Genomic DNA, 15,031 nt, shown 5'->3' with positions numbered 1-15,031 from the left:
ATATGAAAAAAATGATTATGGCAATGAGCCTGGCTTTGGCAAGTGTTGCACCTTTAACTCAAGCGGCAAGTATGGGGGTAATTGACTTGGAGCGTGTGGTTGAAGGTAGTACCTATCTAAAACAACAAAACACGATATTTCAGCAAAAAATTCAGCCACAAACCACTAAAATTGAACAACTCAGCAAAGAGCTGGAAGCTTTGCAGCAACGAGCTCAATCCAACACTAAGCTCAGTGAGACTGAAAAACAGAAAATGTCTGCGCAATATCAGGCTAAGTTGCAAGAATTAAATCAGTTACAACAATCTGTACAGACGAATGTCCAAAGCTCGATTCAGCAGATCCGAATTGTATTTGATGCACGTGTAAAGCAAATTGCTGAACAATTGCGTAGAGAAAACAACTTGGATGTGGTTTTAAATAAAAATTCAGCACTTGCTTATGATGCTAAATATGATTTAACTGATAAAATGATTCAAAAGGTTAATGCAATTAAATAATCAATGAATCATCAACAACTTCAGTTAGCTGATCTCGCTCGCCTGGTTCAGGGCGAGTGCATAGGTCAGGAAGATTTACGTTTGAGCGCTTTGGCCAGTCTTGAACAGGCAACTTCACACGATCTGGCATTTGTGAATGCCGATAAATATGTAGAGCAGGCCAATCAAAGTCAGGCAGGTGCTTTAATTGTCACGGCTGAACTAAAACAACAGATAACTTCACATCAAAACTTTATTGTTGTGGCAAATCCCTATCTGGCTTTTGCGATTCTGACGCATGTCTTTGAGAAAAAACATCGCCAGCGCGGCATTGAAAGTACTGCTCAAATTCACCCGTCGGCAGTGATTGCGGACGATGCTTATATTGGCCATTATGTGGTGATTGGTGAGCATTGTGTCGTGGGTGCGAATACGATTGTTCAGGCGCATGTGCAGATCGATGATGATGTCGAGATCGGTCAGGACTGTTTTATTGACTCACATGTGACCCTCACCGGCGCAGCAAAAATTGGTAATCGGGTACGTATTCATGCTAATAGCGTGATTGGCAGCGAAGGGTTTGGTTTTGCACCTTATCAAGGTAAATGGCACCGTATTGCGCAATTAGGTTCTGTACGCATTGAGGATGATGTGCGTATTGGGTCAAATTGTAGCGTAGACCGTGGTGCACTGGATGATACGATTTTGCAACAGGGTGTTATCATTGATAATCTTGTGCAAATCGCACATAACGTTAAAATTGGTGCACATACCGCGATTGCTGCAAAAACTGCCGTTGCAGGAAGTGTTTCAATTGGCAAAAACTGTATCATTGGTGGTGCCTCTGCGATTTCTGGACACTTGAATATTGCTGATAATGTGACGTTGACCGGAATGTCAATGGTGACAAATAATATTTCTGAAGCTGGAAAATATTCATCCGGGATTGGTCTGTTTGAAAATCAGAAATGGAAACGTACCGTGGTTCGCCTCAGACAATTAGCAGATGTGCCATTGACCCAGGTGATCAAACGACTAGATCATATGCAATCTCAGATTGAGTCCATTGAATCAACATTTAAGTTGCGTAAATAATTATGATGACAGAGTCGAATTTGCCTACATTCACGAAGCCTGAATTGCCAATGAATATTCAAAAGATTCGTGAATATTTGCCCCATCGCTATCCATTTTTATTGGTTGATCGCGTTGTCGAAATTACCGATAATGGCATTGTTGGTTATAAAAACGTCTCAATTAATGAAGAGTTTTTACAAGGCCATTTTCCGAATTATCCAATTATGCCGGGTGTACTGATTGTTGAAGCGCTGGCACAAATCTCTGGAATTCTGGGTTTTGTGATGAATAACGAAGTGCCAAATGAGGGTTCTTTGTTCCTGTTTGCCGGTGCGGAAAAAGTTAGATTTAAAAAACAGGTGGTTGCAGGTGACCAATTGGTTTTAAAATCTGAATTAGTGATGCAAAAGCGGGGCATTTACAAATATAATTGTATTGCCACTGTAGATGGCGTCGTCGCAACAACCGCGGAAATTATGGTTTCGCATCAAAAAGTCGAGCAGGCATGAGCAATAATCCCCTTATTCATCCAACTGCCATTATTGACCCATCAGCAGTCATTGCTGCCGATGTAGAAATTGGCCCATATTGTATTATCGGGCCAAATGTCACTATTGGTGCGGGTAGCAAACTTCATTCACACGTGGTGGTGGGTGGCTATACGCGTATAGGTGAATATAATGAAATTTTCCAGTTCGCCAGTGTAGGCGAGGTGTGTCAGGATCTTAAGTATGCTGGTGAAGAAACCTGGCTTGAGATTGGCGATCACAACAAGATTCGTGAGCATTGCAGTCTGCATCGTGGTACGGTTCAGGACCAGAGCCTGACCAAGATCGGTAGTCATAACCTGCTCATGGTGAATACGCATATTGCACATGACTGTATGGTTGGAGATTATAATATCTTTGCCAATAACGTCGGTGTGGCTGGACATGTCCATGTCGGGGACTACGTCGTCATTGGCGGAAACTCGGGCATTCATCAGTTCTGTAAGATTGATTCTTATAGCATGATTGGTGGTGCATCACTGATTCTGAAAGATGTACCGGCTTATGTGATGGTTTCAGGTAATCCTGCGCATGCATTTGCCATGAATATTGAAGGTATGCGTCGTAAAGGCTGGTCAAAGACAGTGATTAGCGGTTTACGTGATGCCTTTAAACTGATTTATAAATCAGGTTTAACAACTCAGGAAGCAATCGAGCAGATCCGTACAGGAATTTTGCCGGAAGTGGCTGAGGTGCAGCGTTTAATCGATTCTCTTGAACAGTCAAAGCGTGGTATTGTGCGCTAAAAGTTTAAGATAATAAAAAAGACACCTTATTTAAGGTGTCTTTTTTATTTTGGGAACTTCTATTTTACTTAAGAAATTTAATTTCCTCAGCTTTCGGATAATTCTTCAATAGCTTTGTTTTGTATTGCGATGCAAGCGTAGTATTCTTTTCGACATCTTTGCTGATGTTATAAAGCTGATACAGGGCAGTGGATGCTTTCGCGGAATTTGGGTAACGGTCAACGACAATCAGATAATTACGTTTCGCTTCAGCAAATTTTGGTGGGTCAATCGCCAGATTGAATTCCGCTAACCAGAAATAAGCATTGCTGATATAAACGCTATTCGGATTGTTTTTAATAAAGTTTTGCATCGGGGCAATGGCTTTGGCTGCACCGCCATTTTTATAAGCATCTAAAGCCACGGTATAAGCGGCTTTTTCCAGCTCAGCAGGTTGCTGTCCGCTGCTTGCTGTATTGACCTTATTTGCGCTTAGGCTGGGTGCAGTATCCTGTGGGTTTTCCTCCGTTGGATTGTCTTCAGCAGGTTCAATTTTTTGCTGCAACAGTTCAAGACGCTGATCGAGATCGGCATAGCGATTGGTCAGTTCATTTTTGAGCCGCTCAATCTCATTTTCCTGTTCTTCCATTTTACCGCGCAAAATCCGCAGGTCATTCTCGAGCTGCTGGTTCTTTTGCATGATTTGCCAGCTGGTATTGGTTTGAACTGCTGGAGTTGCACCAGCCGCAATTGCCGCTGGGGTATTTACTGTGGTTTGATTTGTAGCTTGGCTCAAGCCGCGCGATTCAATCGGAATATTGGCAAATAGAGGTGTGGTAAAGAGTGCTGTCACTACACACAATACGGTCTTTTTAAACATCATAAAATTTCCATAATTATTTGTGAGATGCGGATCCGCTGCTCATCTTTTCAAAGTAGATCATTCATATACATTGCACACATTAAAAACGGCATTTTTAGAAAATGCAACAAGGTTTTACAAAGATCATGTGAATCTGAGTGTTGATGGATTGATTGTGAAGATCCCCTAAAAATCAGCAGAAATATCAATATTGTTTTTAAAATAATCAAACGGATAGCTTAAGGGATTATTTTGCGGAACAAGGCTTGCAACTTGATTAAAAATCTCTATACTCTGTTTTTGTAATGGTAGCCCTGCTGGTTACTTCGCAATTGTACTCTATGAACCCCGCCAGGACCGGAAGGTAGCAACGGTAATAGAACTATGATGTGCCGGAGCTTTGCTGGTAGGGTTGCCACCATATTCTTATTATAATAACAATACGAATTCATAGTTTTATTCTCAAGTCTCATTTCTTTCTAATATCGTCAAACAGCATTATCTTATTGTTTTAATGATTAAATCATCATTATCTTTTGCCGTGCTTTATTTTATTTTGCAGCTAATATTGAATTAAATATCCAATATGCTTATACATGCATTAAGACTTTCAAAGAATATAAGACTTAGTCTTCTGCTTTACGGTTAATCGCCTTGATAATCGCATCCATTTCAAAACCACGATACATTAAAAAACGGATCTGTTTGGCTTTGAGCTTAGGGTCTTTAGTGACTTCAATTCCATATTTTTTGACTTTTAGCTCGTAGGCCTGTTGTACCCAGTCAGTTTCTTTAAGTTCCTCCGAAATAAGCGCGGCATCAATCTTTTTGCTCTTGAGTTTCATTTTAATTTGATTGGGGCCTTTGCCTTTACGCTTTTGACTCGACAACATGGTTTCCGCTACGCGCTGATCACTTTGATAGTTCTCACGGGATAGCTCTTCCACTAGGTTAATAACCTCATCACGATGCTCTGCATAGAGGGCTAATTTCTCGATCAGTTCGGCTTTGGAATATTCCTTGCGCGTCAGTACAGCAAAGGCATAAGAACGTAAGCGTGAGCCTGTCAGTCCCAGTTTTTTCTCATCCTGAGTTGGGATAGAGGAAAACAAACGCTCTTCGGGATCAAATTCAGGAGTGTCTTGCAGCGCTGTTTTTGCAGGTTGAGCTTGATCTTCAGCATCACCAAATTGCTGTTTTAAAGTTTCATAATCGAGCAGTTTGCTGAATTTCGCGTCTGACATGATTCTCTCGGATTTTACATTCCCTATATAATAACAAAACGCCCCGGAGGGCGCTGTGTCTTGACGTTTAAAGATGACGCATCTAATAAGATCATGCATCTAAAAAGTCAGGTTCTTCCTTGCTATCGTCTTCTTCAGCAACCACTGCTTTAGTCAGAAGCTGGTCGCGAATCAGTTTTTCAATCGTCTGAGCCATTTCTTTATGCTCTTCCAGATAACGGATGGTGTTGTTCTTACCTTGGCCAATTTTGTCGCCTTGATAAGAATACCACGCACCAGCTTTCTGCACGATTTCTTGCTGTACAGCAAGGTCGATCAATTCACCTAGATGGTTAACACCTTTGCCATAAAGAATCTGGAATAAAGCTTCTTTAAACGGAGGTGCCATTTTGTTTTTCACGACTTTGACTTTGGTTTCAGAACCAACAATCTCGTCACCTTCCTTCACTTGTCCAATACGACGAATATCCAGACGTACAGATGCATAGAATTTCAGTGCATTACCACCAGTCGTGGTTTCCGGGCTACCAAACATGACACCAATCTTCATACGAATCTGGTTAATGAAGATCACCATACAGTTTGAGCGTTTGGCATTACCGGTAATTTTACGCAGTGCCTGGCTCATCAAACGGGCTTGCAGACCCATATGCGAGTCACCCATTTCGCCTTCAATTTCGGCACGTGGTGTCAATGCAGCAACAGAATCGACAACGATCATGTCGATCGCGCCAGAACGTACCAGCATGTCTGCAATTTCAAGTGCCTGTTCACCGTGATCCGGTTGCGATACCAGCAGATTGTCGATATCTACGCCAAGTTTGCGCGCATATTGAGGATCAAGTGCGTGTTCCGCATCGATAAATGCACACGTACCGCCTGCTTTCTGACACTCTGCAATTGCTTGCAATGTCATTGTGGTTTTACCTGAAGATTCAGGACCATAGATCTCGACGATACGACCTTTTGGTAAACCACCAATACCGAGCGCGATATCCAGCGTTAAAGAACCTGTAGACACGGCTTCAACTGCCTGAACGGTATTGTCACCAAGACGCATTACTGTATTTTTACCAAACTGTTTTTCAATCTGGCTTAAGGCAGCGTTGAGCGCCTTGTTTTTATTCTCATCCATCTTACAACCTCAATACGATGTCACTAAGTTAGTACTCAAGTGGATGTCTTAAATTAGAGCTTTGTTCCACAGGTGTATAGTGACAGAATTTTCCCTAGTGTTCTATAAAAGTCAGCGCATGTACGACATATTCTGACGCTTAAATTTAATCGTCATTATAGGACCATGACTGATCGAAATTCTGACTATTTTCATTTTTAAATCTACTGATGTCACGACGATCTTTCTTGCTTGGACGATGGTCGGGACGAGCTAGATTATGCAACTTTCTTTGTGACGTAATCAATTCCCGGCGCGCAATACTGACTTCGGTTTCTTCATACAGTTTTTGTGCCACGGGTGCAGGGCCACGAACATCAGAAAGTTCCTTAACCAGCACGGTTTTTTTGTCGATGCCTTGCTGAATCGTCAGTTCCATACCAACACGGACTTCGCGCGATACCTTGACACGTTCACCATTGTGATGGACTTTGCCACCTTCAATCGCATGTTTGGCAATCGAGCGGGTTTTAAAAAACCGTGCTGCCCACAGCCATTTGTCTATACGCATGCCTACCGCATCTTCGGGTAAAGACGATTTACGCATATTTTTTTTCTACCTCAGCCTGATTTAAATGAGTGATTAAATCTGTTAATTGGTGCAGCATCGGGTAATTACAAGTCTGGCGTGCTACTTTGGCTGAAGAGGGTTGCTGGATGCTGAACAGGTTCTGAATGCCATAGGCTTCGGCACCATTCAGAACTTTTTCGGTATCATCAATAAAATAAGCATGTGCAGGGTCAAATGGATGCAGTGAATTCAGGCCTTGCCAGAATTCGATAAATTCTTTGGCATGCCCAATCGTTTCTGAACTGACAATCACATCGAAATAATCTCTTAAATTTAAGTGATCCAGTTTAAAGGCCAAGCCAGCACAGTCAGCATTGGTGGCCAGCCAGATCGGATAGCCATTATTTTTAAGATAATCGAGCAATTTGAGACAATGAGTGCGTAAAGCGACTTTATCTTTATGTTCAATTTGCATCGCCAGAACATCGACTTCGACTTTAGCCGTCCAGAAGCGTGAAGAGTACCAGTTTAAGGTATGATTATGTTCCTGATAGAATGCATAGAGTGTCGCCTGGCTTTGTTCCAGGCTACAGCCATGTGTGGCAGCATAACGCACAGGCAATAACTCGTTCCAGATGAAATCATCGTAGGCAAGATCAAGTAAAGTACCATCCATATCGAAAATTATGGTAGGTTTTTCAGAGCATTTTGACATATTTAGGTTTTCTATGTTTAAAGCAACAGCAGCACCACAAGATCCAATGATTTTGCAGTTTGTGCCCATTTTGACACAAGCCTGTGAAATTTTGCGAGAAGAATATCAGCGTTATTGTTCTGGTGCAGCTTTTGATGTCATCAAAAAAAATGATAATTCTCCGGTGACTCAGGCAGATTTTCGGGTCGATACTTATCTGACCCAAGCTTTGGCAGAGATTTCAAGTTTGCCTTTATTGTCTGAAGAAGGACAGGAACATGAACGCCGCTCATGGTCAGAATTCTGGTTACTGGATCCGTTAGATGGCACTAAAGAGTTTTTGCACCAGCGCCCCGAATTCACTATTAATTTGAGTCTGGTCAGAGGCAGTTTGACCACTTTTGCCATATTGGCGGTTCCGGAGCAGCAACTGATTTATTTCTGTCCTGAGCAGGGCTTGCCTTATAAATATGATATCCAAAAGATGACATGGTTTGCTTATGAAATGCTTGAAACCACTAAAACAATTGCTGTGGGATTGAGCCAAAGTAGCCAGCAGAAACCGAAATATCTGGAGTATTTGCAAAGTCTGGCCAAGCTCACGGACTATACCGAATTTAAAGCGGGCAGCGCTTATAAATTTTGCATGATGCTAGAAGATCAGGTGGATATCTATCCACGGTTTCATCCGACCTCGGAATGGGATACCAGCGCTGGTCAATGTATGCTCGAACGGATTGGTGGTGGCTTGGTCGATTTAGAAGGTCGCCCATTTATTTATAATCATCGGGATACTTTGCTGAATGGCGGATTCATTGCTTATAAGAATAATGATATGAAAATTATTGCATTGCAGGCGGTTTCTGACATGCAGGCCGAGCATTGAGCAAAATTCTGAGCGTGTTATAGTGGTGCTTAACCTATTACCAAATCCAGAGTTGGCTGTAACGTGTCCCTGAAACTGCTTCCACCGAGTATGTTGAGTGCAATTGATTTATTGCCCGATGTACAGACGCCTGTCACCTTATTTACACGGCATTCGATTCGTGAAGATGTTCCGGGGCAGGGTTTGGCAGGCTATGATCTGCAACTGACCAATCAGGGGCGGGATCTGGCGCAGGAATGGGGTGCTTATCTGGCTGATCAAACTGATCGTGTGATTCATCACTGTATTTCGAGTCCGATTCAGCGTTGTATTGATACCGCTGCATTGATGATTGAAGGGGCAGATGCGGTTACCCCTGAGCAGAATACCCATCGTATTGAAATTATTGAACAGGGACTTCTGGTGGAGCCTGGTAGCTTTGTACTGGATATTCAAAAAGCTGGACCTTATTTCGCCAAGCAGGGTGCGCTCGGTTTCATTAACAGTTTTGTCAATAATGCCTTGCCGGGGATGAAACAGCCGATTCATGGCGTGGTGGATGTACTGGAACTGATTTACAACACCCATCCGCAAAATAAATATGGGCTGAGTTTGGCTGTCAGCCACGATACTATTCTCGCAGCCATGATTGCAGTGATGTCTGGGCGTCAGGACGTCAGTCGGGAAGACTGGCCAAAAATGATGGAAGGTCTGTTTGTCTGGTTTGAAGGTGATGTGTTTTTGGAGTCCAAACTGAAATGGATCTGGCGCGGACAGGTACACGAACTGGATATTGCTGATTTTAAACGTTCCCAACTTTCTTAAATTAAATTGATCTATTCAAAACTCAATTGTTCACAGCAATTGAGTTTTTTATTGGGGAGTTAGAAATTATAAAGATGGTGGGGCGTTTCATATTGATCATTCAATAAAGTTCAGGCTAAAAAGATAAAAATAAATTCTAAACTGCATCTTTTACATTTATAGGGTGAAAGTTCAATAATGTAAGTATAAAAATTATCTATGCTTAATAAATATAGAAATATTCATTTTGAGGAAAATTATGAAAGTTATCACAATTTTTAGCCTGATCGCGATTCTGGGTTTAACCGCATGCCAAAAACGGGACACTGACAATACGAAACAGGATAAAACCACTTCGCCATCCTCTATGGATAAAGATCAATAATCTAAAAAGGGAGGTGCGACTTAGTTTTTTTATCTCATCGAATTGGCTGGATGAGGGGTGTCTAAACGGATTATTTTTCTGATTTCTTTAAATTTCGAGCACAAAAAAAGCCCTAAAAAGGGCTTTTTTCATTTGCGATTAGTTAGAAGCTAGAGCTTTAACTTGCGCGTTCAAGCGGCTCTTATGACGAGCTGCTTTGTTTTTATGGATGATGCCTTTGTCAGCCATACGGTCGATTACTGGAACAAGCGATTTGTACGCTTCAGTAGCAACTGCATAGTCATTAGTGCTGATAGCAGCTAATGTACGTTTAAGATAGGTACGAACCATAGAACGCAAGCTTGCGTTGTGTTTGCGTGCTTTAACGTTTTGACGAGCACGTTTTTTAGCTTGAGCAGAGTTTGCCACTCGTGCACTCCTTGAAATAGATTGGTCTGGGCGGGCTGAAACTCAACTGAAAACCAACATCAGAGGAATTATCACCAGCCCGTAAACAAGTGCCATATTTTGATTAAACTAAGCACCGAAGTCAAGTCTTGACATGCTTTGACAACATTTTAGATGCAGAAAAATTCTAAAGAAAACGTTAGATTAGTATTCCACCTAGGAGATCGTATAAAAAATGACTAAATCACTGACTCATCCCATCGTGATAGGTGCCACCGGCTTGGTGGGAAAACAACTGATAAAACGTTTGCAAGATGAGCCGACTTGCCAGCAGATTACTGCAGTGGTCAGAAAACATCAAAATGATCTGGATGCTTTGGATAAAGTTCAACAACTGGTACTGGAAGATTTCCTGATGTTAAATGATCAGGATGTCAGCAAGCATAGCCATGGTTTTAGCTGCCTGGGCAGCACCATGAAAAAAGCCGGATCCAAACAGGCATTTTATAGTATTGACTATACCATAAATGCTCACTTTGCAGAGCTATTACAACAAACTTCAGCCCATTACCTGTTGCTGAGTGCAATGGGTGCCGATCCACAATCTCATTTTTACTATAATCGGGTCAAAGGTGAGCTGGAAGAATATGTACAAACATTGACTCTGGACAGAATCAGCCTGATTCGACCTTCATTGCTCATTGGTGAACGTCCAGAGCAGCGTTTTTTGGAAGATATCGCGCAGCAGGTTTACCACAAAGTATCGCGTTTTATTCCGGATAGTTTTGCGTATAAGCCAGTGACAGCCGAGCAGGTGGCTCATACTATGGTCGAGGCCGCGCTAACTCAGACGGTAAAATTTGAAATTTATGATAATTTACGCATACAAAAAATGAAATGAGGGGAAAACACCGTGTCTACAGCAGCATTTGTTACCTGTGACTTGTTAGATGATCATCCAGAATTAGAGCTTCAGGTGGTGACACCTTGCCTGGACGGTAAATTTTTTAAGAGTTATGGGGCGCGCAAAACCTTTGGCGGTCAGATTGTGACAGTAAAATGTTTTGAAGATAACTCGCGGGTGAAAGAGTTGTTGGCCACAGATGGAACAGGCAAGGTCTTGGTCGTAGATGGCGGTGCATCCATGCGCTGTGCCTTGATGGGTGACCTGATTGCCGAATCAGCGGTAAAAAATCACTGGAATGGCGTCATTATTTACGGTTGTGTCCGTGATGTGGATGCGATTGCTGAACTTGATCTGGGAGTGCATGCATTGGCGGCTATTCCACAGAAGAGTAACCGTAAAGGCGTGGGTGAGGTCGATATCGCTCTCTGTTTTGGTGGGGTCACATTTAACTCTGGCGATTATGTCTATGCGGACAATAATGGTATTGTGGTGTCCAAAATAGCCTTAGTGGCTTAATCGGCCAGAATCTGCATTTCTGCATGAAAGAATAACAACAAAACTGATCTATACCCGAAAAGACAGAATGCTTACATTCTGTCTTTCAGTTTAATAAAACAAAAAACAGGAAAATAGTATGTTGGGTCATCAAATTAAAGTTGTACAAGCTTTGGCCTCTTCAATCGCTGAAGGTGGACGTGGGATGGTGGGTACACCGTTTCCAAATCAGCCTGAAAAAGCCTTGAAGCTCTATGAATACGAGGGTTCACCATTTTGTCGTCGGGTGCGTGAAGTGCTGACCTTACTCAATCTGGATTATGAAGTTTATCCATGTCCACGAGGGGGTACTCATTTCCGTCCTGAGGTGCAGCAATTGGGTGGAAAACTGCAATTTCCTTTTTTAGTTGATGAAAATACCGGTGATCGACTCTATGAGTCTCAGGATATTATCGATCATCTGTTCAAGCATTATGGCAAAACCGGCAAAACTCCCAAGAAATATGCTCACTATCCTAAAATTCCAGTGGCTGCAATTGCGGGAACCGTCCTCAATGGTTTACGCGGCGGAATGGTGAATCCCAAGATTAAGGATCGGCCAACACCTGAACTGTTATTAGAATTATGGGGCTTTGAGGCCAGTCCTTATACCCGAATTGTACGCGCCGTTTTGAGTGAACTGGAAGTGCCGTTTGTTTTTCATAATGTCGCTAAAGAGCGCTGGCAAGATTATGGACCGGCCAAATTGCGTTTAAAACCGGGAAAATATGAACCACTACCAGGCGGTAAGCGTGAACATTTGTTTGAAATGATGGGAAATAATATTCAGCTGCCTTATCTGGTCGATCCAAATACAGATACCAAAATGTTTGAATCGGCTGAGATTGTGAAATATTTAAAACAGCAATACGGTACTGCTTAAAGTAGACAGCTCGTATAACTTCAAAAGATTTTCTATCTTGAACTGCCATCTGCTAAACAGATGGCATTTTTTATGTCTATGATATGGAAAACGGGCGTAAGCGCTTCTCGCTGCTTAAAACTTCAGATAATAAAAAATAAATAAATCATGATTTTTAGTGTGATTTTGTTTATATTTTAATCTTAAAGGGGATATATAAAAATAAATATAAGGGGCGTGCTTATGACAGCATCGGAGGCAGTCTTGCCAGTACCAGTATTAATCGTTGAAGATGAATATGTCATCCAGCGCCGTTTAAAAATCATATTAAGCAATCTAGGTTATAACGAAGACGTTCTGCTATTTGCCAACACGGTTAAAGAAGCATATTCCATAGTTCAGCAACAGCCGATTGCACTGGCCTTAGTAGATTTGGGGTTGCCAGATGGAAGTGGGATTTCAATTATTGAAAAAATCCGCGAACAGGACGCACAAGCGTTGATTCTGGTGGTGTCTGCCTGGAGTACCCAAGATAGCCTGTTTAGGGCAATTCAGGCCGGTGCGACCGGTTATGTGCTGAAAGAACGGGATGATGTTGAAGTCGCCTTGGCTATTCGCAGTATTTTGCGTGGCGGTGCACCGATTGATCCCTTTGTTGCCCGTGAAATTTTAAAACAAATTTCTATTCCCACCATTTCAGGAACAGTAGAACAGAACAGGCCAGCTGCGGATCAGGAAACGCTCACACAGCGGGAGCAGGAAATCCTGTCCTTGGTCGCGCAAGGTCTGAGTAATCGTGAAATTGCCGAGCAGCTCTGTGTATCACGCTATACCGTCGAAAGTCATATTAAGCATATTTACCGCAAACTCTCGGTCAGTAAACGTACTAAGGCGGTCAGTACCGCACGGCATCTGGGAATTCTGTAATGTCATCTGCCTGTTCCAGAAGCAGCAAACGGCAGCGACTGAAATGGATTGCTATTTTAATCCTGTGTAGCTGGCTCTGTCTGTTCTGTAGGATGAGTCAGGCGCAAAGCCATTTTCAGATTAATGATCTTTGTCAGGTGAAGATCGACTATATTCAGAAGGTTCAAGCTCAGGGTCCTACCGAGATGCCGACATCAGGCTGGCAAAGCGTGCGTTTGCCGGATAACTGGCAGAACAACTGGAAGAATTATCATGGGGGTGCCTGGTACAAGATTGTCTGGCGTTGGTCATGTCAAGACAACATCCGCCTTGCAGAACCGGTTGCCTTTTCTATTGATTATATTAATTCGGCAGGTGCCGTGTTCCTGAATGGTGACTTGCTTTGGTCTGACCGGAACTTGCAAGAGCCCTTGTCGAAAAGCTGGAATATGCCGCGTTACTGGGTTTTCCCGATTAGCGGTTTGCGTAAAGACAGTAATGAAATCCTGATTTATGTAAATGGCTACAGTTTCCAAAGCGCGGGCCTGGGCAATATTCAGTTTAATAATGTGTTGGTGAATAGCCAGCAGTATTTGGAAAAAATCTGGGATCGCCGTACCGTATTCCAGATCAATATGATTTTCTCTGCCACGATTGGGCTGATCTGTTTCATTATCTGGTTATTCCGGCGTTCAGAAACCACTTTTGGCTGGCTGGCACTCAGTTCACTGTTGTGGATTCTGTTTATTTCCAATGTTTTGACTACAGAAAATTTTCCATTTCGCTCCACGATTTCGGCAAGTAAAGCCAACATGCTTTTTTTTGTTGCCTATATCCATTGCTTCTGTCTGTATCTGATCCGCTTTGTAAAACAGAAATTTAAGCAGTTGGAGCGAGGATTTATTCTGGTCAGCGTTCTGTCCAGCTTACTGGTTATGATCAGTTCCTTGGATTATCTGGAGCAGGTACTGGGCGGAGTGTTTATCATCTATGTATTGCTCTTTATTAGTTGTACTGTGTATGTCAGCTATCAGGCCATCAAAACCCGAAATGGAGAATATCTTTTCCTGACGCTGTGTCTCTGGGGGATTTTGCTGTGTGTAGTCATCGACCTGATCATGTTGAACCAAACCAAGGTCAATGAGTTTTCACCTTTATCTCCCTATACCTCACCAATTATTACCTTGTTTGTCGTGCTGATTATGGGCACACGCCTGAATCGTAATGTCAGGAAAATCGAAAAATTTAATACCCAGTTAGAACGTAAAGTCCAGCAGGTCAGTGCTGACCTGAATAAAAGCCTGAGCGATAAACATCAATTGGAGCTGACGAATGTTCGTCTGCAAGAGCGGATTAATCTGTCACATGAACTGCATGACGGGTTGGGAGGGTCTATTGTCCGTTCCATGATTCTGGTAGATCAAAGTAGCGAAACAGTTTCTAAACAGCAGTTTCTTTCCATGCTGAAACTGCTCAGAGATGATCTCAGACAAATCATTGACAGTGGTTCATCTATTGAAAATAAAGTCCCACAAACGCCGGTACTCTGGATCGCACCGGTACGTTATCGTTTTACCCAGCTGATGGAAGAAATGGGGATTGTAGTTGAATGGTCATTTCCAAAAGTCTGGCAGCGTGAACCGACGGCATTACAGTGTTTGACCTTGATCCGAGTAGTCGAAGAAAGTCTGACCAATATCATTAAGCATAGTCAGGCCAGTCAGGTAAAAGTCAGTCTGGAATATTCCCAGCCACATCAGCTTACTTTAAGCATTCAGGATAATGGCATCGGTTTCGATGCTGACATGGTGCAAAAAAATGGTCTGAGTATTGGAATGCGCAGCATGAAAATGCGGGTTGAGCGCATGGGAGGATTGTTCCAGATTGAATCTGAACAAGGAGATACGCTGATTCGTGTTGTATTAGAGCTGTATCAGCCTTAATTAGTTAGAATTCTAGGGCGTGTCCTCATTTGGCTTTACACCAAATAAATATGCAAGCAATGTAAATCATAGACTGGTAATTTCGTGCAAGCTTATCAAATCGGGTTGCAATCGCTCGGAAATG

General features: G+C 42.5%; 18 protein-coding genes and 1 other RNA gene. 13 read left to right on the top strand and 6 right to left on the bottom strand.

Annotated features, from left to right (window positions below; genetic code table 11):
* Positions 1-2: 2 nt before the first annotated feature.
* The 4 genes from AC1IR0_RS13995 to lpxA are packed head-to-tail and all read left to right on the top strand — an operon-like array spanning position 3 to position 2,850.
* On the top strand, positions 3-500 hold the full coding sequence (locus AC1IR0_RS13995; RefSeq protein ID WP_219309551.1) for an OmpH/Skp family outer membrane protein: 498 nt from the start codon (positions 3-5) through the stop codon (positions 498-500).
* Positions 501-503: 3 nt separating this feature from the next.
* Positions 504-1,574, top strand: a complete 1,071-nt coding sequence (lpxD, locus tag AC1IR0_RS13990) for a UDP-3-O-(3-hydroxymyristoyl)glucosamine N-acyltransferase (protein WP_479741496.1) — start codon at positions 504-506, stop codon at positions 1,572-1,574.
* A gap of 5 nt (positions 1,575-1,579) precedes the next feature.
* Entirely contained in the window at positions 1,580-2,065 is a 486-nt protein-coding gene (gene fabZ, locus AC1IR0_RS13985) for a 3-hydroxyacyl-ACP dehydratase FabZ (RefSeq protein WP_479741500.1), read from the top strand.
* Entirely contained in the window at positions 2,062-2,850 is a 789-nt protein-coding gene (gene lpxA / locus AC1IR0_RS13980; RefSeq protein ID WP_004279876.1) for an acyl-ACP--UDP-N-acetylglucosamine O-acyltransferase, read from the top strand. Before fabZ ends, lpxA begins: the two co-directional genes overlap by 4 nt.
* A 64-nt stretch (positions 2,851-2,914) precedes the next feature.
* Here lpxA and AC1IR0_RS13975 read toward each other — a convergent pair whose 3' ends face one another.
* Positions 2,915-3,712 (bottom strand): tol-pal system YbgF family protein, encoded by a 798-nt coding sequence (locus AC1IR0_RS13975; protein WP_479741495.1) that lies wholly within the window; start codon positions 3,710-3,712, stop codon positions 2,915-2,917.
* A 294-nt stretch (positions 3,713-4,006) separates the two neighbouring features.
* On the opposite strand from AC1IR0_RS13975, the gene ffs reads away from it, so the two are divergent.
* An RNA gene (ffs, locus tag AC1IR0_RS13970) (signal recognition particle sRNA small type) lies at positions 4,007-4,103 on the top strand.
* A 214-nt stretch (positions 4,104-4,317) separates the two neighbouring features.
* On the opposite strand, the gene AC1IR0_RS13965 is transcribed toward ffs, so the two are convergent.
* From AC1IR0_RS13965 to AC1IR0_RS13950, 4 genes are all read right to left on the bottom strand, one after another.
* Positions 4,318-4,935, bottom strand: coding sequence for a regulatory protein RecX (locus AC1IR0_RS13965; RefSeq protein ID WP_409653016.1), 618 nt, complete (start codon positions 4,933-4,935; stop codon positions 4,318-4,320).
* Positions 4,936-5,026: 91 nt separating this feature from the next.
* Positions 5,027-6,070, bottom strand: a complete 1,044-nt coding sequence (gene recA / locus AC1IR0_RS13960) for a recombinase RecA (protein ID WP_409653018.1) — start codon at positions 6,068-6,070, stop codon at positions 5,027-5,029.
* A 145-nt stretch (positions 6,071-6,215) separates the two neighbouring features.
* A complete protein-coding gene (locus AC1IR0_RS13955; protein WP_004646726.1) occupies positions 6,216-6,656 on the bottom strand; it encodes an RNA-binding S4 domain-containing protein in 441 nt (146 codons plus the stop codon).
* A complete protein-coding gene (locus AC1IR0_RS13950) occupies positions 6,649-7,335 on the bottom strand; it encodes an HAD hydrolase-like protein (protein WP_479741494.1) in 687 nt (228 codons plus the stop codon). The genes AC1IR0_RS13955 and AC1IR0_RS13950 overlap by 8 nt, the downstream gene beginning before the upstream one ends.
* Positions 7,336-7,348: 13 nt before the next feature.
* On the opposite strand from AC1IR0_RS13950, the gene AC1IR0_RS13945 reads away from it, so the two are divergent.
* From AC1IR0_RS13945 to AC1IR0_RS13935, 3 genes are all read left to right on the top strand, one after another.
* Positions 7,349-8,200, top strand: coding sequence for a 3'(2'),5'-bisphosphate nucleotidase CysQ family protein (locus tag AC1IR0_RS13945; protein ID WP_312327309.1), 852 nt, complete (start codon positions 7,349-7,351; stop codon positions 8,198-8,200).
* A 63-nt stretch (positions 8,201-8,263) separates the two neighbouring features.
* The gene (locus AC1IR0_RS13940; protein WP_244783178.1) at positions 8,264-9,004 is read left to right on the top strand and encodes a histidine phosphatase family protein; all 741 of its coding nucleotides are present in this window, start codon (positions 8,264-8,266) and stop codon (positions 9,002-9,004) included.
* Between the two features lie 238 nt (positions 9,005-9,242).
* Positions 9,243-9,368, top strand: a complete 126-nt coding sequence (locus AC1IR0_RS13935; RefSeq protein ID WP_004646731.1) for a hypothetical protein — start codon at positions 9,243-9,245, stop codon at positions 9,366-9,368.
* A gap of 138 nt (positions 9,369-9,506) precedes the next feature.
* Here AC1IR0_RS13935 and rpsT read toward each other — a convergent pair whose 3' ends face one another.
* Positions 9,507-9,776, bottom strand: a complete 270-nt coding sequence (gene rpsT, locus AC1IR0_RS13930) for a 30S ribosomal protein S20 (protein WP_004279868.1) — start codon at positions 9,774-9,776, stop codon at positions 9,507-9,509.
* A gap of 214 nt (positions 9,777-9,990) precedes the next feature.
* Between rpsT and AC1IR0_RS13925 the strand changes: the two genes are divergently transcribed.
* From AC1IR0_RS13925 to AC1IR0_RS13905, 5 genes are all read left to right on the top strand, one after another.
* Entirely contained in the window at positions 9,991-10,656 is a 666-nt protein-coding gene (locus AC1IR0_RS13925) for an NAD(P)H-binding protein (RefSeq protein WP_004279867.1), read from the top strand.
* 12 nt (positions 10,657-10,668) lie between these two features.
* Entirely contained in the window at positions 10,669-11,178 is a 510-nt protein-coding gene (gene rraA, locus AC1IR0_RS13920) for a ribonuclease E activity regulator RraA (protein WP_005251595.1), read from the top strand.
* Positions 11,179-11,296: 118 nt separating this feature from the next.
* A complete protein-coding gene (locus tag AC1IR0_RS13915; RefSeq protein WP_409653101.1) occupies positions 11,297-12,079 on the top strand; it encodes a glutathione S-transferase N-terminal domain-containing protein in 783 nt (260 codons plus the stop codon).
* A 222-nt stretch (positions 12,080-12,301) separates the two neighbouring features.
* Complete coding sequence (locus AC1IR0_RS13910) at positions 12,302-12,985, top strand: response regulator (RefSeq protein WP_409653103.1); 684 nt, start codon at positions 12,302-12,304, stop codon at positions 12,983-12,985.
* Positions 12,985-14,907: a sensor histidine kinase gene (locus AC1IR0_RS13905; protein WP_409653105.1), complete on the top strand. Its 1,923-nt coding sequence runs from the start codon at positions 12,985-12,987 to the stop codon at positions 14,905-14,907. Before AC1IR0_RS13910 ends, AC1IR0_RS13905 begins: the two co-directional genes overlap by 1 nt.
* Positions 14,908-15,031 lie beyond the last annotated feature (124 nt).

The sequence above is a fragment of the Acinetobacter sp. 129952 genome (assembly GCF_056642055.1).
This window is presented reverse-complemented; position numbering and strand designations above follow the sequence as displayed.